The following is an 18,492-nucleotide window of genomic DNA, read 5'->3' on the forward strand; positions in this document are numbered from 1 at the left end:
GGAGTGTGTCATTCAACAGGAGGCAAGGATGCGATACAACCAAGTGAAGGATCTGATGCAGTGGGCTGCTGGCTACCATGAGCGTATGGCGCGCCAGTACAGCGCAGCAGCCGATGCGGCAGAGCACGAGCGGCTGGCCATGGCGCTCAACTATCTCGCCAGCAGTGAATTGACCATGAAGTCCGGGCTGGAGGCGCTGTTTCACGATGGTTCGGATCAGCGCGAAGTGCTGGAGCTATGGTTCGACGAGTCCGGCGATTTTCCTCAGCCGCCGGTGCTGGAAGCCTTGGCAGAGCGGGACGTGGCCGGTTCACTGGATGAGTTGACCGCCACGGCCGTGGAGTCGCACGAGCAACTTCAGGCCCTCTACGAGCATCGCGCCTCGCGGGCCAGAGTGGCCCCTGAGGAAACGTTCTTTACGACCTTGGCCCAAGGGCATGCCGCCGAAGCGCGCAAGCTGGTGGCTAGCCTGCAAGAGCTGGAGGGCGTCTAGCGCCAGGTCTGCATAGCTACGTTGAAGCACAGTTGGCGGTTGAGATGGCGGGCATTTTGGGCGTTTATTGTGGGGTCGATACGCTGACAAAAGCCGCATGAATAGGGTATAACAGCCTCCATCCATGCGTTATCGGTCGGCCTTGGCTTACCTGATGTCGAGCCGACCCCATTTTCGAGAGCAACAATGATGCCTGTAAACCGTCGCCGATTTTTGGCGCTGGCACTGGGCTGGCCTGTAGTGGCCAGTGCAGCGGCTACCAGTGCCCTGCCTGATTACGAGCCTACCGATCTGGTCGCCACCTTGCTGGCCAGAGCAGACGTGCCCCGTCACAGCAACGAGGTGTGGGTGCTGGTAGACGACAAGGAGGCGACGCTGAGCGTGTTTCGTGGTCATGCGCTGCTGGAGCGGTTCGCGCCGGTATCGCTAGGCCGTGGGGGCGCCAGAACGCATCGTATACGCGGCGGTAACGTGACGCCGCTGGGTGAGTTCAGAATTAATCGATTTAATTTCGAAAGCCAGTGGCATATCTTCATCAGTATCGATTATCCTACGCCACCTCACGCGCGCATGGCGCTCGAAAAAGGCATCTACTCCCAGGCGGACTACGAGGCCTATTTCGACCACTATCGCCGTTACGGCTCCCCACCGCAGGATACCGCGCTGGGGGGAGCCATTGGGATTCACGGCATTGGCCGAGGAGACCCCGATATCCATGGCAACTTCCACTGGACCCAAGGGTGTGTGGCAGTGACCAATGAGCAAATCGAGCGGGTTGCCGAGCTAGTAGGAGTTGGCACACGCGTGGTGATCCGCTAGGCTTATGTTGTTGAAGGAAGTTCCAGGTTTTTGGACACGCGACTATAGACAACCGCTGTGGTCTATTATAAAACAGCGTTTGACTTGCGTACCCCACGGGTAAGCCCTGGTACAAGTCGGTGAAAAGAACCTGCATCGCAGGTAGACAAATCTAAGCTAATAATTTAGCTTTATTTTTTGTCATACCCTTAAACGTAGTACCCAAGGAAGACTCAAGGAGAACATCATGACTCTTAAGACTGCTCTGAAAATGACCGCCGCTGCTGCTTCTCTGGCAATCCTGGCTGGCTGTGCTTCTACCAGCGCTCTGGAAGAAGTTCGCATGACTGCTGAATCTGCACAAGCTGACGCTGCAGAAGCTCGCAGCATGGCTTCACAGGCTCTGAACACTGCAAACCAGGCTCAGCGCGACGCGCAAGCTGCCCTGCAGATGTCTGAGCAGAACCGTGAAGAAATGAACCGCATGTTCCAGCGTTCCATGCAGAAGTAATTCTGCTTGGGTCGTCAGGTTCGTCAAGAACCCGACGGCTGCTGTTAGATGTGAAAAAACCCCGCCAACTGGCGGGGTTTTTTTTGGCGTTTATTCAGGTTTTGCTTTCATTCCTGTCGCCAATCGTCGAGCGAGCTTGGCGGAAGATGACAGGGCCGCCAGAGGCGGCCCTGGAAGGCATTAAGCGTCGCCTTCGATACGAACTACGGTAGACAGCTCGATGTCGCCTAGAATGCCTTCCAGCTGCGGCTGCTGCGCTTCAGGCTGGGGCTGTTCTTCAACGGCGGCTTGCGGGCCGTGAAGCGCGACAAAACGGCCGTCAGGCTCGGCGATGGCGCGCTGGATCTGGGCTTCATCGATATCCACCTGGTCTTCCACCAGGGCGTTCAGGCGCTCCATGGCGTCGCGCAGGGGCTCAGAGCCTTCGACGTTCTCTTCCAGCTGCGGGTAAGACTGCACGAACAGCGTACCGTCAGCCGCCCAGCCTGCCTTGAAGGGAGCATCCATCAGGTTGACCTGGGTGCCGCTGGGCAGGCGCTCGTAGAGCGACTCGATATCTTCGGGGTACATGCGGATACAGCCGCGGCTGGCGCGCATGCCGACGCCGTCAGGACGGTTGGTGCCGTGAATCAGGTAGCTCGGCATGGCCAGCAGGATCGCGTGGCGGCCCAGCGGGTTGTCAGGGCCTGGCGGCACGATGGCCGGGGCAGGCTCGCCACGCTCGGCGGCTTCACGACGCATGGAGGCGGGCGGTGCCCAGGCGGGGTCCTTGACCTTGACGGTGGTGCGGGTAATGCCGACCGGGGTGGCGAAACCGTCACGACCGACGCTGACCGGGTAGGTCTCGACGATGCCGGGGTTGTTGGCCGGGTAGTAGTACAGGCGCAGTTCCGACAGGTTCACCACCACCCCTTCACGCGGTGCGGGGGGCAGGATGTACTGGGCCGGAATGACGATTTCCGTGCCTTCGCCAGGTACCCACATGCTGACGCCAGGATTCGCCATGCGAATCTCTTCGTAGCCGATGTTGTGGCGACGGGCGATGTCGATCAGGGTCTCTTCGGGGTTGTCCACCGTTACCGTGTAGTACTCACCGATGATGTCACCCTGCTCGGGCAGGCGAAAATGCCCGCGTGGCAGTTCGTGGCGCGCCTCGGCGACCTGTTCGGCACCGGCAGTGGCTTCACTGCTGACCGCAGCCTGCTCTGAGGCGGGTTGGGCATAAACGGGTCCGGTCAAGCTGGCGGCCAGCAGGACCGCCAGACTGGTGGGGCCCCAACGGTTGATGATCTTGCGAGTATTCATGGTCGTTCCTAATCAAGTATGCACTGCAGAGACGCCTGGCGGTGGTTGGCCATGCGTTGGCAGGGTTGTCTGCTTAATGACAAGTTTGCCCCAAGGTTCACGCCTTCGCTACTTTTTGATTAAGGGTGTTTAACAGTGTTTCAACCCTCTCAAAGCGTTGCTCGGCGGTTTCCATCGCAAATTCAAATCTTAACGTGTCGGAACCGTCCAGTCGGTAGTGCTGCGGGGCGGTCTGGATCAGCGTCACCAGGGTCAATGGGTCGACCTGGGTAGAGCCGTCGAACAGCACTCGGCCGCGGGATTCACCGGCCTCGATGCGGGCAATGCCGAGCTGCTCGGCGCGCTGGCGCAGCCGCGTCTGGCGGATCAGGTTCTTCAGCGGCTGAGGCAGCAGGCCGAAACGATCGATCAGCTCTACCTGCAGCTCTTTGAGCTCGCCATCCGACTGGGTGTTGGCAATGCGCTTGTACATCACCAGGCGCTGCTGCACGTCGTGCAGATAGTCGTCGGGAATCAGCGCGGGCAGGTTCAGGCTGATTTCCACGCCGGTGTTGAAGGGGGCGTCGATGTTGGGCGTCTTGCCTGCCCGAATGGCCTTCACGGCGCGGTCGAGCATTTCCATGTAAAGCGAGTAGCCAATGGTTTCCATCTGGCCGCTCTGTTCGTCGCCCAGCAGTTCCCCGGCACCGCGAATTTCCATGTCGTGGCTGGCCAGGGTGAAGCCCGCGCCCAGGTCGTCGGAGGCGCTGATGGCTTCCAGGCGTTTGACGGCATCCCGGGTCATTGCCTTCGGCGAAGGCGTGAGCAGATAGGCGTAGGCCTGGTGGTGGCTGCGGCCCACGCGCCCCCGCAGCTGGTGCAGCTGGGCCAGGCCGAACTTGTCGGCCCGCTCGATCAGAATGGTGTTGGCGCTCGGCACGTCGATGCCGGTTTCGATGATGGTCGAGCACACCAGTACGTTGAAGCGCCGATGATAAAAGTCGGACATCACGCGTTCCAGGCTACGCTCCGGCAGCTGGCCGTGGGCCACCGCCACTCGCGCTTCCGGCACCAGCTCGCGAATCTGTTCGGCGGCGTTTTCGATGGTCTTGACTTCGTTGTGCAGGAAGTAGACCTGGCCGCCGCGCAGAATTTCCCGCAGCAGGGCCTCCTTGATCACGCTGTCGTCGCGCTGCTGGACGAAGGTTTTGACCGACAGGCGGCGGGCGGGTGGCGTCGCGATGATGGAGAGGTCGCGAATGCCGCTCATCGCCATGTTCAGCGTTCTCGGGATGGGCGTGGCGGTCAGCGTGAGAATGTCGATCTCGGCCCGCAGGGTCTTGAGCTTCTCCTTCTGGGCGACGCCAAAACGGTGCTCCTCATCGATGATCAGTAGCCCCATCTTGGGCAGCTCGACGCTCTTGGACAGCAGCTTGTGGGTGCCGATGACGATATCGGTCTGCCCGCTCTTGATGCTCTCCAGGGTCTGGGTCATCTCTTTGCCGCCGGTAAAGCGCGAGATCAGGCTGATGTTCACCGCGGTGTCGGCAAAGCGGTCACGAAAGTTTTCGAAATGCTGGCGTGCCAGCAGGGTAGTGGGCACCAGGACCACCACCTGCCTGCCCGACTGCACGGCCAGGAACGCTGCGCGCATGGCGACTTCGGTCTTGCCGAAGCCCACGTCGCCGCACACCACGCGGTCCATGGGCTGGGGCGATACCATGTCGCTGATCACCGCTTCGATGGCGGCCTGTTGGTCGGGAGTCTCCTCGAAGGGGAAGCTGGCCGCGAAGCGCACGTACTCCTCGCCGGGGGCTTCGTAGACCACCCCTTGCTGGGCCTCGCGCCGGGCGTAAATGTCGAGCAGTTCGGCGGCGGTGTCGCGAATCTTCTCGGCGGCCTTGCGGCGGGCCTTCTCCCATTGGTCGGAGCCCAGTTTGTGCAGCGGTGCCAGCTCGTCGTCGGCACCGCTATAGCGAGAAATCAGGTGCAGGCTGTCCACCGGCACGTACAGTTTGGCCCCGTCGGCATAGGAGAGCGCCAGGAATTCGTTGGCCTGGCCCCCGGCTTCCAGGGTTTCCAGGCCCAGATAGCGGCCCACCCCGTGGGCCTGGTGGACCACCGGCGCCCCCTCGCGGAGTTCCGACAAGTGGCGAACTGCCAGTTCGTTGTCATCGGTGGCTTTCTCGCGGCGGCGGCTCTGTCGTACAACGTCGCCGAACAGCTCGGTTTCGCTGATCACCGCCAGGTCGGGCGTTTCCAGCCACAGGCCGCTGGCCACCAGACTTTCGGTGATCGCCAGGGGTTGATTGCCTTGCAGGAAGGCGTGGAAGCTCTCTACGTGGGGTAGCGAGAGTTTGAGCGGTGCCAGGACTTCTTCGAGTGCTTCTCGGCGACCACGAGATTCCGCCACGAACAGCAGGCGTGTCGCGGGCTGCGCCGCCATGAAGTTTGCCAGCTCGGCCAGCGGCTGCTTGGCCCGCGCATTGATGGCCAGCGAGGGCAGGGCGCGGGCTTGGGGTGCCAGCGCATGGCGCTGCTGCTCGTCCTCGGTGAACTCCACTCGGGGGCGTGCCTTGATGGCCGCAAACACGTCGCTGACCGGAAAGAACGCACGATGGGGCGGCAGCAGGGGGCGTGTCGGGTCGACGCCCAGATTGACGTAGCGCGCTTCGATAGCCTGCCAGTGCTGTTCGGCGGCAGCGAAGACGCCCGGCAGCAGGGCGATCCGGGTGTCATCTGTCACGTGCTCGAACAGCGACGCGGTTTCGTCGAAGAACAGCGGCAGGTACTGCTCCAGTCCCGGTGAAGGAATGGCCTTCAGGGCGTCGTTGTAGAGCGGGCACTGGCGCGGGTCGACGTCGAACAGGGTCTCGAACTGCTCGCGGAAGCAGGCAATGGCGCTGCGGCTCAGCGAGTACTCGTGGGCGGGCAGCAGTTCGATGCCGTCGATTTTGTCGGTAGAGCGCTGGCTGCCTGGGTCGAAGTGGCGCAGTGTGTCGATCTCGTCATCGAACAGGTCGATACGAATCGGCTCGTCCATGCCCATGGCGAACAGATCGATGATGGCCCCGCGCATGGCGTATTCGCCCGGCTCGTAGACCGTTTCCACCGCGCGATAGCCCGCCCGTGAAAGCGATTCGCGGAAGGTTTCACGGTCGAGCCTGGCGCCGGACTGCAGGGTCATGACGCGGCCTGCAATGTAAGACACCGGTGGCAAGCGCTGCATCAGCGTATTGATGGGCACCAGCACGATGCCGCGCGCGCCGTCCTGCAGCTGCCTCAGCGTGCGCAGGCGGGCGGAGATAATATCCTGATGCGGTGAAAAACTGTCGTAAGGCAATGTTTCCCAATCGGGGAACGGCAGCACCGGCACGCTGCTGTAAAAGGCCAGATCCTGCTCCAGGCGCTGGGCGCTGGCGGTATTGGGCGTAATGACCAGCAGTGGTGCGCTGGCCGCCACCTGGGCCAATGCCAGCGCAGTGGCGCTGCCCGGCGGCGCTTTCAGGTAGAGCGTATCGCGTATCCCTTGCGGCTGAGGCGGTTCGAGCAGAGAAAAAGAGGTCATGGAGTCGGCTTCGTTTTGCGCTGGAACGGAACCAGAATCATACACGAACGACACTTTTACGCAGCGCCTTTCGGCCCGTGGGGCGGGCAGGGTCGTCATCGCGCGTTGCATCATTGGTGTTTGTAGTCAATGCCCTATTTCTGTAATACCCCTACATCCTGTGCGACTATCCATTCATTGCGGCCACGCCGCTGGCTCCGGATAATGCCCCCTGAAAATCCCCTTCACTACCTATGAGGCCGCCCGTGAGTCAGCAAACTCTCGACAACGTTTTTCAGGATTGGCAGAACAACGAAGCTCTGGCTGAGCAAATGATCCCGCTGGTCGGGAAGCTGTATCGCCAGAACAACGTTGTCGCCACCATGTTCGGACGTTCTCTGATCAAGCGGTCGGTTATTCGGATTCTTAAAGACCATCGTTTCGTGCGAAAGATCGAGGGCACCGAGCTGTCCGTGGAAGACACCTTCCCGATCGTTCAGGCCATGAGCGAGATGAACCTGGGTCCGGCCCACGTCGATGTGGGCAAGCTGGCGGTGATGTTCAAGCGCCAGGGCGGCGGTGACCTGAACGCTTTCCTGCGCGGCGAGCTGAACGACATCATCGATGGCTACCAGCCGGGTGCCAGCACCGGTGAGCCCCAGGACGTGGTGCTTTACGGGTTTGGCCGTATCGGTCGCCTGCTGGCCCGTGTCATGGTCGAAAAAGCCGGTGGCGGCAACCTGTTGCGTTTGCGTGCCATCGTGGTGCGTGGCCGTGGCGACGTGGGCAAGGACCTCGAGAAGCGCGCCAGCCTGCTGCGTCGTGATTCTGTCCATGGGCCCTTCGATGGCACCATCACGGTAGACGCCGAAGCGCGTACGCTGACCATCAACGGTAACGTGGTTCAGGTGATCTACGCCGATTCGCCCAGCGAGATCGACTATACCGCTTACGATATCCATAACGCCGTGGTGGTGGACAACACCGGTATCTGGCGTGATGAAGCGGGCCTGGGCCAGCACCTGGAGTGCAAGGGCGCGGCCAAGGCGCTGCTCACGGCGCCGGGCAAAGGCGATATCAAGAACGTCGTGTTTGGCATCAACCACGAAACCATCGGCGAAAGCGACCGCATCGTGTCGGCGGCGTCGTGCACTACCAACGCCATCGTACCGGTGTTGAAAGTGCTCAACGATGAGTTCGGTGTGGTGACCGGCCATGTAGAAACCGTGCATGCCTACACCAATGACCAGAACCTGATCGACAACTACCACAAGGGCGACCGTCGCGGACGCAGCGCTGCTTTGAACATGGTGTTGACCGAGACCGGTGCGGCCAAGGCCGTCGCCAAGGCGCTGCCCGAGCTGGAAGGCAAGCTGACCGGCAACGCCATTCGCGTGCCCACGCCCAACGTCTCCATGGCGATTCTGAACCTGACCCTGGAGAAGGGCACCGATGCAGTGGCGCTCAACGACTACCTGCGTCGCATGTCCATCGACTCGGCCTACCAGAAACAGATCGACTTCGTCGATTCTGCGGAGGTGGTCTCGTCGGATTTCGTCGGCAATCGTCATGCCGGTATCGTGGACGCCAAGGCGACCATCGCCAACGGCAACCATGCCGTGGTCTACGTTTGGTACGACAACGAATTCGGTTACAGCTGTCAGGTCATCCGCATTCTTCAGCACATGTCCAACGTGCAGTTCCTGAAACTGCCGCGTCAGGCCAGCTGAGCGGTCGGGGAGGGTGTTCGACTAATACAGCATTAGATGAAACACCATGCCTTTCAAGCGCCACCTTCGGGTGGCGTTTTTGTATATAGCACTTTCGGAGGCGGTCAGGGATGTGGTCATTGGCCGCGCTTATCTTTATAATACGATGGATTTTTTCGGGGTGGTCCAAGCTTGCTTGGGCCGGACTGGTAACAATCTGAACAGAAAACAAGAATTCGCTGAGCAGAAATTAAGCAATCGAACCCCTTACCTTCGTATATCCGATCCATCAACTGGGCGAGACTATGATCGAAGTCAAAAAAGGCCTGGATCTCCCCATCACGGGAGCGCCTGAGCAGCGTATTGAAGATGCGCAGCTTGTGCGTCACGTGGCAATCCTGGGCACCGACTACGTTGGCATGAAGCCAACGATGGAAGTTCAGGAAGGGGATAAGGTCAAACTAGGCCAACTGCTCTTCACCGACAAGAAAGTCGACGGCGTGCGCTTCACCGCACCCGCCGCTGGTGAAGTGGTAGCTATCAACCGTGGCGAAAAACGTCGTTTGCTGTCTGTGGTCATTAAAGTCGACGAAAATGAAGAAGCGATGACATTCGCTTCCCATGATCGTGGCACTTTAGGACAGTTGGATCGTCAGACCGTTGTCGACCAACTGGTCGAGTCGGGTCTCTGGACTGCCTTGCGCACCCGCCCCTTCTCGCGCACGCCTGCCATCGACAGCGTTCCTGCCGATATCTTTGTCACCGCCGTGGATACCCATCCGCTCAGCGCTGACCCGGCACTCATCATCAATGAGAACTCCCAGGCATTCGAAGACGGCCTCAAGGTGCTAACCCGCCTGACCGAGGGCAACGTTTTTCTGTGCACGGGTGCCAACGCATCACTGCCCGGCAGCGATGTCAGCGGCGTCAAGACCGAAACCTTTGCCGGGCCGCACCCTGCAGGTCTGGTCGGCACGCACATTCACTACCTGTCGCCTGTCGCGCTGCACAAGAAAGTGTGGCACATCGGTTATCAGGATGTGATCGCGTTCGGCAAACTGTTCGTGGAAGGCAAGCTGGACGTCACCCGCATCGTCGCAGTAGGCGGCCCACGCGCCGAGAAACCTCGTCTGCTGCGCACCCGCGTGGGCGCCAGTACCCAGGAACTCCTGGCAGGCGAAGTGATCCAACCCGAGGACACTCGTGTCATCTCCGGTTCGGTATTTTCAGGCTTTGCCGCTGAGGGCAATATCACCTATCTGGGTCGCTTCCATAATCAGGTCAGCTTGTTGGAAGAGGGTAACAAGCGCACCTTCATGGGATGGCTCTCGCTGGGTGCGAACCGTCACTCCATCATGGGCATCTACCTGTCCAAGTTCAAAGGCCTGAGCAACTACGCGCCAACCACTTCCACCAATGGCTCCGAGCGTGCCATGGTGCCGGTGGGCAACTACGAGCGCGTCATGCCGTTGGATGTCATGCCGACGCAGCTGCTGCGTTCGCTGATTGTGGGCGACATTGAGGTTGCCATGCAGCTCGGGTGTCTGGAGCTGGACGAAGAGGATCTGGCGCTGTGTACCTACGTTTGCCCCGGCAAATACGAGTACGGCCCCATCCTGCGTGACAATCTCACCATGATCGAGAAAGAGGCCTGATGATGGGTATTCGACAAACACTCGATAATCTCGAGCCGCATTTCCACAAGGGTGGCAAGTACGAGAAGTTCTATCCGCTGTACGAAGCGGTAGACACCATCTTCTACTCACCCCCGAGTGTCGCCAAGACCACTGCCCACGTTCGTGACGGCGTCGATCTGAAACGCATCATGATCACCGTGTGGATGTGTACTTTCCCGGCCATGTTCTTCGGTATGTGGAACGCTGGCTGGCAAGCCAACACCGCCATCGAAGCAGGCTATGCTTCCATGGGCGGCTGGCGCGAAGCGATAATGATGACCCTGGCGGGTGGCCATGATCCGGGTAGCCTGTGGGCCAACTTCGTCCTCGGTGCCACCTACTTCCTGCCCATCTATCTGGTGACCTTCGCGGTCGGCGGTTTCTGGGAAGTCCTGTTCGCGGTCAAGCGTGGCCACGAAGTCAACGAAGGCTTCTTCGTCACTTCCGTGCTGTTCGCACTGATCCTCCCGGCGACCATCCCGCTCTGGCAGGTGGCCCTGGGTATCACCTTCGGTGTGGTGATCGGCAAGGAAATCTTCGGCGGTACCGGCAAGAACTTTCTGAACCCCGCGTTGACTGGTCGTGCCTTCCTCTACTTTGCTTATCCGGCGCAAATTTCCGGCGACGCAGTATGGGTGGCCGCCGATGGCTACACCGGCGCCACGGCACTGTCTCTGGCGTTCCAGGACGGCATGAGCGCACTGACCAGCACTTACACCTGGTGGGATGCCTTCATTGGCTACGTACCGGGCTCCGTGGGTGAAGTGTCGACTCTGGCGATCCTGATCGGTGCTGCGGTGCTGCTGTGGACCAAGATTGCCAACTGGCGCATCATGCTGGGCGTGTTCCTGGGCATGGTGGTCACCAGCACGCTGTTCAATCTGATCGGTTCCGACACCAACGCCATGTTCGCGATGCCCTGGTACTGGCATCTGGTGGTGGGTGGTTTCGCCTTCGGTATGGTGTTCATGGCAACCGACCCCGTGTCGGCCGCGATGACCAACCAGGGCCGCCTGCTGTTCGGTGCGCTGATCGGTGTCATGACCGTGCTGATCCGCGTGGTGAACCCGGCCTTCCCGGAAGGCATCATGCTGGCCATCCTGTTTGCCAACCTGTTCGCACCGCTGATTGACCACATGTTCGTCCAGGCCAATGTCAAGCGCCGTCTCAAGCGTACTGGCACACCGGCCGAGGAGACTGCCTAATGGCACAAGGTAACAACTCCATCAAGAAAGTACTGATCGTAGCGTTTTCGCTGTGCATCGTGTGCTCGGTCATCGTTTCGACCGCGGCCGTGGCACTGCGCCCTGCGCAGCAGCTCAATCAGGAACTCGACCGTAAGACCAACATCCTGCGCGTTGCCAATCTCTATGAGAGCGGCATGGACGTAGAAGCCGCTTTCCGTGAGGTAACCCCACGCGTGGTCAACCTCGAAACGGGCGAGTACTCGGATCAGCACGATCCCGAGACCTTCGACGGCTTCGAAGTTCGTCGTGATCCGGCGGCCTCGCGCACCCTGTCAGGTGAGCGTGACCCGGCGGGTCTGTCCAGCGTCGAAAACTACGCCACCGTCTACCTGGTGGGCGACCCGGACAGCCCCGAGCAGATCATTCTGCCCATCCGTGGCCAGGGCCTGTGGGGCCTGATGCGCGGCTTCCTGTCGGTCGAAGGTGACGGTAATACCATCGTCGGTATCACCTACTTCGAGCACAGCGAAACGCCAGGGCTGGGTGCCGAGGTCAACAACCCCCGTTGGCAGGCTCAGTGGGAAGGCAAGCAGATCTTCGACGAAGAGGGTGATCTGGTACCGGCTATCCGTGTCGTGAAGGGTAGCGGTAGCGGTGACTATGAAGTCGACGGCCTGTCGGGTGCCACCCTGACCGCTAACGGTGTTAACAACATGCTGCAGTTCTGGCTGAGCCCGGAAGGCTTCGGTGAATACCTGGCCAAGTTCCGCAGCGGCGTTGACCAGGAAGACGTTCAGGACTCTGACGTCGAACTCGAAGCGGAAGGAGCTTGATCATGGCGGACGTAAATGCAAAAAGCGTCTTGACGGCGCCGGTCTTCAAGAATAACCCGATTGCCCTGCAGATCCTCGGTATCTGTTCTGCGCTGGCGGTGACCACCAGCATGAGCGTATCGCTGGTCATGGCCCTGGCGGTAATCTTCGTAACGGCTTTCTCGAACCTGTTCGTATCGCTGATTCGGAACCACATTCCGTCCTCGATCCGTATCATCGTTCAGATGACGATCATCGCCTCGCTGGTTATCGTGGTCGATCAGATTCTGAAAGCCTACGCCTACGAAATGTCCAAGCAGCTGTCGGTCTTCGTCGGTCTGATCATCACCAACTGTATCGTCATGGGACGTGCAGAAGGTTTTGCCATGACCAACTCTCCCGGCATGTCCTTCCTGGACGGTATCGGTAACGGCCTGGGCTACGGTTTCGTGCTGATGGTCGTTGGTTTCTTCCGTGAACTGCTGGGTGCGGGCAGCATCTTCGGCTTCACCGTACTGCCCACCGTGCAAAACGGCGGCTGGTACGTGCCGAACGGTCTGCTGCTGCTGCCGCCGTCTGCCTTCTTCATCATCGGTCTGTTGATCTGGGCAATTCGTGCCTACAACCCCGAGCAGGTAGAAGACAACGAGTTCAAGATGAAGCACAACACCAAGCCGAAGGAGGCTGTGTAACATGGAACACTATCTAAGCCTTTTCGTTGCTTCGGTTTTCGTCGAGAACCTGGCGCTGGCTTTCTTCCTCGGGATGTGTACCTTCCTGGCGGTTTCCAAGAAGGTCTCGGCGGCATTCGGTCTGGGCATCGCGGTCATCGTGGTACTGACCATTGCCGTACCGGTGAACAACCTGGTATTCAACCTGCTGCTGGCAGAGGGCGCGCTGACCTGGACGGGTATCAGCGGTGCAGAGAACATCGATCTCTCGTTCCTTGGCCTGCTGAGCTACATCGGCGTTATTGCTGCGCTGGTGCAGATCCTGGAGATGTTCCTGGATAAATACGTACCTGCGCTGTACAACGCGCTGGGCGTATTCCTGCCGCTGATCACCGTAAACTGCGCCATTCTTGGTGGCGTACTGTTCATGGTGGAGCGTAACTACAACTTCGGCGAATCCGTCATGTACGGCTTCGGTTCGGGAGTAGGCTGGGCGCTGGCCATTACCGCGCTGGCCGGTATCCGCGAGAAGCTGAAGTATAGCGACGTGCCTGGCGGCCTGCAGGGTCTGGGCATCACGTTCATCACCGTTGGCTTGATGTCACTGGGCTTCATGTCCTTCTCGGGCATCCAGCTGTAATCGGAGCCGGTTTTCTCGGCAGCCCCTGGGCTGCCGAGGTACAGAAAACCTTCAGCAATAGGAAACCGACATGGTTGATACATCTGTCATCTTGCTCGGTGTTGTCATGTTCACGATCATCGTCATCAGCTTGACGGCGATCATTCTGGCAGCGCGAAGCAAGCTAGTGAGTAGCGGGGACGTGACGATCGAAGTCAACGGCGACCCCGAGCACACCCTGAGAACCCAGGCTGGCGGCAAGCTGCTGAACACCCTGGCGGCCAACGGCATCTTCCTGTCGTCTGCCTGTGGTGGCGGCGGTTCTTGCGCCCAGTGCAAATGCCGAGTGGAAGAGGGCGGCGGCTCTATCCTGCCCACCGAAGAATCTCACTTCACCATGCGTGAGAAGAAAGAAGGCTGGCGTCTTTCCTGTCAGGTACCTGTGAAGCAGGACATGAAAGTGGAAGTGCCGGAAGAAGTCTTCGGCGTGAAGAAGTGGGAAACCGAAGTCACCGCCAACCCCAACGTGGCGACCTTCATCAAGGAGCTGAACCTGAAGCTGCCTGAAGGTGAAGAAGTGGCCTTCCGTGCGGGTGGTTACGTGCAGCTGGTGGCACCGCCTTACGATATCAAGTTCTCCGATTTCGACATCGAAGAAGAGTATCGTGGCGACTGGGAAAAATTCGGCCTGTTCGATATTACCCACAAGAACAACGAGGAAGTCATCCGCGCCTACTCCATGGCGAACTACCCGGAAGAGAAAGGCCTCCTCAAGTTCAACATCCGTATCGCCACGCCGCCTCCGGGCAGCAGCCATCCGCCTGGCCTGATGTCTACCTACGTCTTCAACCTGAAGCCGGGTGACAAGGTAACGGTCATGGGTCCGTTTGGTGAGTTCTTCGCCAAGGACACCGACGCGGAAATGGTCTTCATCGGTGGTGGTGCCGGTATGGCCCCGATGCGTAGCCATATCTTCGACCAGCTCAAGCGACTGAAGTCGGACCGCAAGATTTCGTTCTGGTACGGTGCGCGCTCCTGGCGCGAGACCTTCTACAACGAAGAGTACGACCAGTTGGCCGAAGAGTTCCCGAACTTCGAGTGGCATCTGGCGCTGTCCGATCCGCAGCCGGAAGACAACTGGGAAGGCCCGACGGGCTTCATCCACAACGTGCTGTACGAAAACTATCTGAAGGACCACCCGGCGCCTGAAGATTGCGAGTACTACATGTGTGGGCCGCCCATGATGAACGCTTCCGTCATCAAGCTGCTGCTTGATATGGGAGTCGAGCCGGAAAACATCCTGCTGGATGACTTCGGCGGCTAAGGTAGCGCAGACGCGCTCCACAACGGGGCTGACCTTCGGGTCAGCCCCGTTGGCGTTTATGCCTGATCATTTTGTGTTGGCTGAGGTACAATAGGGCCAACTTTCAAGGCACTTATTGGCCCAACCGTGGTCGGCAGGTGTGACCATTCAACGATGCTAGCAACACAGCTGGGAGAACATCATGGCAATCTGGCTACTGGTATTTGGCTTCATGGCGCTGGTAATGACCGCAATGGCGGTGGGCGTACTGATGGGACGCAAGCCCATTGCAGGCTCCTGTGGCGGGCTCAACCAGCTCGGTTTGAAAGATGGCTGCGATATCTGCGGCGGCAAGGACGAAGTATGCGAAGAAGAGAACCGCAAGCGTAACAGTGCGCGCCGCCGCAGCGACGAGAGCCGCGGTGCCGACCTGGGCTACGATGCCACGCGTCGCTAAGCTCCCGTTTATTTTCAAGGAGAACGAAACCCTATGGCGGTTCACAATTATGATGTCGTGGTAATCGGTACTGGCCCGGCTGGCGAGAGCGCTGCCATCAATGCAGCCAAACATGGCATGCGGGTGGCCATCATCGAAAAGCAGGCGCAGGTAGGGGGCAACTGTACCCACTGGGGCACGATTCCTTCCAAGGCGTTGCGCCATCAGGTCAAGCAGATCATGGCCTTCAACACCAACCGCATGTTCCGCGACATCGGTGAACCCCGCTGGTTCTCGTTTCCCAAAGTGATGGAGCGCTCTCGCGGCACCATCGACAAACAGGTCGAAATGCGCACCACCTTCTATGCGCGTAACCGCATCGACCTGTTCCATGGCGTTGCCCGCTTCAAGGACGAACACACCGTGGTGGTGCGTGACCGCCAGGAAGGCATGGAAGAGCTGGTGGCCAAGAAGATCGTCATTGCCACGGGCTCCCGGCCTTACCGCCCGGCAGACATCAACTTCCGCCACCCGCGCATCTACTGCTCGGATACCATTCTCAGCCTGTCGCATACGCCGCGCACCCTGGTGATTTTTGGTGCCGGGGTCATCGGCTGTGAATACGCCTCGATCTTTTCCGGCCTGGGCGTCAAGGTGGACTTGATCAACAACCGCGATAGCCTGCTGTCGTTCCTGGACGACGAAATCAGCGATGCGCTGTCGTATCATCTGCGCAAGCACGGCGTGCTGATTCGTCACAACGAAGAGTACGCCAGCGTCGAAGGCGATGAAGCCGGCGTAGTGGTGCGCCTCAAATCCGGCAAGAAAATCCGCGCCGATGCCTTCCTGTGGGCCAACGGCCGAACCGGCAACACCGACAGCCTGGGGCTCGAGAACATCGGCCTGGAGGCCAATGGCCGCGGCCAGCTGAGCGTGGACGAACACTACCGCACGGGGATTCCGCATATCTATGCCGCAGGCGACGTGATTGGTTGGCCAAGCCTGGCCAGTGCCGCCTACGATCAGGGGCTCAACTCGTGCAACGAGCTGCTGGAGAAGGAGTACCGTTTCGTCAGCGACGTGCCGACCGGTATCTATACCATTCCCGAAATCAGCTCCTTTGGCCCCAATGAGCGCGAGCTGACCGAAGCGAAAGTGCCTTACGAAGTCGGCAAGGCGTTTTTCAAGGATACCGCCCGTGCCCAGATCACCGGCGATACGGTCGGCATGCTGAAGATCCTGTTCCACCAGGACACCCTGGAGATTCTCGGTATCCACTGCTTTGGCGACCAGGCATCGGAGATACTGCACATCGGCATGGCCATCATGCAGCAGGAGGGCAAGGCCAATACGCTCAAGTACTTCGTCAACACCACCTTCAATTACCCCACCATGGCAGAAGCCTACCGAGTGGCGGCGCAAAATGGCCTGAACCGGGTGTTCTAAGCGGTCAGGGCGGGCCTTCCTGCAAAGGTTGGCCCTGCCTGTCAGTATCGGTGGGAGGCCGCTTTAGCGGGCGAATGGCGTCGTCAGGCGCCCTGGCCAGGCATCCATCGCGAGCTGAAGCTCCCTCCCACGGGTGCATTTCAGGCTTCACGCTTCTGTGGGAGGCCGCTTTAGCGGGCGAATGGCGCCGTCAGGCGCCCTGGCCAAGCCACCGTCGCGAGCTGAAGCTCCCTTCCACGAGTGCATTTCAGGCTTCACGCTTCTGTGGGAGGCCGCTTTAGCGGGCGAATGACGTCGTCAGGCGCCTCGGCCAGGCCCCCATCGCGAGCTGAAGCTCCCTCCCACGAGTGCATTTCAGGCTTCACGCTTCTGTGGGAGGCCGCTTCAGCGGGCGAATGGCGCCGTCAGACGCCTCGGCCAGGCCCCCATCGCGAGCTGAAGCTCCCTCCCACGGGTGCGTTTCAGGCTTCACGCTTCTGTGGGAGGCCGCTTTAGCGGGCGAATGGCGCCGTCAGGCGCCCTGGCCAAGCCACTGTCGCGAGCTGAAGCTCCCTCCCACGAGTGCATTTCAGCACCGTCGCGAGTTGAAGCTTCCTCTCACGGCTCTTCAGGGCGACGCTATAGCGTTTCCAAAAGCTGTCTAGCCCGGGGCTGCCATTCGCCTTCAAGGGAAGCGGCTTGGGTAAGCGATGCTCTGGCGTCTGCAAGGCGCGCTTGCTGAAACTGCAGGATGGCCAGGTTGAGCCACGCAGCACCCATCGCCGGGTCGAGGTTCGTGGCCGTCTCGAAGGCGGCCAGGGCGGCTTCGGGCTGGCCATCGGCATACAGGGCATTGCCTAGCGCAAATTGCCCAGTAGGATTTTGCGGGAAGCGTTCACTGAATGCCTGCCAACTGCTCAGCGTTTTCTCTGATCCGTGCTGCTCTTCAAAGGCACTAATGGCCTCTAGCGCATTGCGCGCCGTGACACCTTCGGGCAGCGTGCCCGGCTGGCTGACCACGAACCCCCAGCGCTGGCTGCGCGCCCAGGTGGCATCGAAGCGGCTGAATGACAGGCGATGGCGCTCGATTTCGCCGCTACGCAGCAACAGCGTTTCATCGGGCAGGTCGTAGCCAATGGCTACCGCGTAGTGCCACATGGGGAAGGCGGGCAGCGCCAGGTTCTGCATGACCACCACCGGTTCACCCGCCGCCAGGTGGCCCAGAAGGGCATCCATGGTGGCGCGAATGGGGATCGCCAGCCGCTCATGGCGCCGCACCGTGGCCAGCATTTCCGGTTGCACGCTGCCATCCCGCCCCGGAATGAACACCTGGGGGATCAGCTCATCGACGCTGGTGTCCACCCCTTCATGGGTCAGCACCATGGCCAGGGTGGCGGGGCCACACTGGTACTCGGTCTGGGCGAAGAACGGCACGTCTTGCAGCTCGGTTTGCGGCGGCAGGTCGCGCTGGGTGCTTTCCAGCAGCACGGGGGCGCGGGCACAGCCACCGAGCAGCAGTACCAACGCTAAAACGCCCGCAGTGCGGGCGTTGAACAAGCGGTGGAGCAGGCCGAGGCGCTTAGCGGGTAAACGGATAGACATCGGTCAACCCGAGAATGTCGGTGATCAGCAGAATGATGAAGACCGCAAACAGAGCTCCGATCACACCCGCACCGGCCGGCAGTTCTTCCAGCTGTTGGGCCATCTGTTGCGCTTCTGCATCACTCAGCGCCGCCACACGGGCTTCCACATCGGCGGGGTTCACACCCTGCTTTAGCAGTTGATCCTGCACATCGGCACGGGCGAGGATTTCATTGATACGCTCGCGGTCCGCACCGGCACGGTCGCCTGCTAAAACAGACTGCGTCGATACCAGATCCATGCCTTGAGGAGCGGTGGGTGCCGCCACGACGGGCAGGCTGGCCAGCACTAACGCAGCAATCAAAAGGGTCGAGAGGTAAGCACGCACTGTTTTCATCGTCTTCTTCCTTAGACTGGTCGGGGAGCAAGCGTTTTTAGCG

Annotated in this window: 16 protein-coding genes; 12 read left to right on the plus strand and 4 right to left on the minus strand. The window is 60.1% G+C overall.

The annotated features are described in order from the left end of the window. Nucleotides 1–28: 28 nt before the first annotated feature. The 3 genes from FEU76_RS11585 (at nt 29) to FEU76_RS11595 (ending at nt 1,802) form a co-directional block, all read left to right on the plus strand. A complete protein-coding gene (locus FEU76_RS11585; protein WP_144983144.1) occupies nt 29–493 on the plus strand; it encodes a 2-hydroxyacyl-CoA dehydratase in 465 nt (154 codons plus the stop codon). A gap of 186 nt (nt 494–679) precedes the next feature. Continuing rightward, a complete protein-coding gene (locus FEU76_RS11590) occupies nt 680–1,312 on the plus strand; it encodes a L,D-transpeptidase (protein ID WP_039179791.1) in 633 nt (210 codons plus the stop codon). A 226-nt stretch (nt 1,313–1,538) separates the two neighbouring features. Beyond that, on the plus strand, nt 1,539–1,802 hold the full coding sequence (locus FEU76_RS11595; protein WP_016914087.1) for an Lpp/OprI family alanine-zipper lipoprotein: 264 nt from the start codon (nt 1,539–1,541) through the stop codon (nt 1,800–1,802). 180 nt (nt 1,803–1,982) lie between these two features. Here the strand turns inward: FEU76_RS11595 and FEU76_RS11600 are convergent, their stop codons facing one another. Next, complete coding sequence (locus FEU76_RS11600) at nt 1,983–3,107, minus strand: L,D-transpeptidase family protein (RefSeq protein WP_144983147.1); 1,125 nt, start codon at nt 3,105–3,107, stop codon at nt 1,983–1,985. A gap of 97 nt (nt 3,108–3,204) precedes the next feature. Further along, a complete protein-coding gene (mfd, locus tag FEU76_RS11605; protein ID WP_186299141.1) occupies nt 3,205–6,654 on the minus strand; it encodes a transcription-repair coupling factor in 3,450 nt (1,149 codons plus the stop codon). Between the two features lie 245 nt (nt 6,655–6,899). Here mfd and FEU76_RS11610 point away from each other — a divergent pair, with 245 nt between their 5' ends. The 9 genes from FEU76_RS11610 to sthA all read left to right on the plus strand — a co-directional run bounded on the left by FEU76_RS11610 (nt 6,900) and on the right by sthA (nt 16,492). Further along, on the plus strand, nt 6,900–8,363 hold the full coding sequence (locus FEU76_RS11610; RefSeq protein WP_096922832.1) for a glyceraldehyde-3-phosphate dehydrogenase: 1,464 nt from the start codon (nt 6,900–6,902) through the stop codon (nt 8,361–8,363). Between the two features lie 284 nt (nt 8,364–8,647). Next, nucleotides 8,648–9,997, plus strand: coding sequence for a Na(+)-translocating NADH-quinone reductase subunit A (locus FEU76_RS11615; protein ID WP_144983153.1), 1,350 nt, complete (start codon nt 8,648–8,650; stop codon nt 9,995–9,997). Beyond that, complete coding sequence (locus FEU76_RS11620) at nt 9,997–11,223, plus strand: NADH:ubiquinone reductase (Na(+)-transporting) subunit B (protein WP_144983156.1); 1,227 nt, start codon at nt 9,997–9,999, stop codon at nt 11,221–11,223. Before FEU76_RS11615 ends, FEU76_RS11620 begins: the two co-directional genes overlap by 1 nt. Beyond that, the gene (locus FEU76_RS11625; protein ID WP_144983159.1) at nt 11,223–12,038 is read left to right on the plus strand and encodes a Na(+)-translocating NADH-quinone reductase subunit C; all 816 of its coding nucleotides are present in this window, start codon (nt 11,223–11,225) and stop codon (nt 12,036–12,038) included. The genes FEU76_RS11620 and FEU76_RS11625 overlap by 1 nt, the downstream gene beginning before the upstream one ends. A gap of 2 nt (nt 12,039–12,040) precedes the next feature. Further along, nucleotides 12,041–12,709, plus strand: a complete 669-nt coding sequence (locus FEU76_RS11630; RefSeq protein WP_096922835.1) for an NADH:ubiquinone reductase (Na(+)-transporting) subunit D — start codon at nt 12,041–12,043, stop codon at nt 12,707–12,709. A 1-nt stretch (nt 12,710) separates the two neighbouring features. Continuing rightward, entirely contained in the window at nt 12,711–13,328 is a 618-nt protein-coding gene (gene nqrE, locus FEU76_RS11635; protein ID WP_039179812.1) for an NADH:ubiquinone reductase (Na(+)-transporting) subunit E, read from the plus strand. Nucleotides 13,329–13,398: 70 nt separating this feature from the next. Beyond that, the gene (gene nqrF, locus FEU76_RS11640; RefSeq protein WP_096922836.1) at nt 13,399–14,631 is read left to right on the plus strand and encodes an NADH:ubiquinone reductase (Na(+)-transporting) subunit F; all 1,233 of its coding nucleotides are present in this window, start codon (nt 13,399–13,401) and stop codon (nt 14,629–14,631) included. A 181-nt stretch (nt 14,632–14,812) separates the two neighbouring features. After that, nucleotides 14,813–15,067: a (Na+)-NQR maturation NqrM gene (gene nqrM, locus FEU76_RS11645; RefSeq protein ID WP_039179819.1), complete on the plus strand. Its 255-nt coding sequence runs from the start codon at nt 14,813–14,815 to the stop codon at nt 15,065–15,067. 33 nt (nt 15,068–15,100) lie between these two features. Further along, nucleotides 15,101–16,492, plus strand: coding sequence for a Si-specific NAD(P)(+) transhydrogenase (gene sthA, locus FEU76_RS11650; protein ID WP_016914076.1), 1,392 nt, complete (start codon nt 15,101–15,103; stop codon nt 16,490–16,492). Nucleotides 16,493–17,110: 618 nt separating this feature from the next. Here sthA and FEU76_RS11655 read toward each other — a convergent pair. After that, entirely contained in the window at nt 17,111–18,073 is a 963-nt protein-coding gene (locus FEU76_RS11655) for a PA2778 family cysteine peptidase (RefSeq protein WP_144983162.1), read from the minus strand. Next, a complete protein-coding gene (locus tag FEU76_RS11660) occupies nt 18,051–18,449 on the minus strand; it encodes a PA2779 family protein (protein WP_039179822.1) in 399 nt (132 codons plus the stop codon). Before FEU76_RS11660 ends, FEU76_RS11655 begins: the two co-directional genes overlap by 23 nt. Nucleotides 18,450–18,492: the final 43 nt, after the last annotated feature.

Origin of the sequence: Halomonas sp. C22 (assembly GCF_007655045.1) — a bacterium.
Taxonomy (GTDB): domain Bacteria; phylum Pseudomonadota; class Gammaproteobacteria; order Pseudomonadales; family Halomonadaceae; genus Vreelandella; species Vreelandella hamiltonii.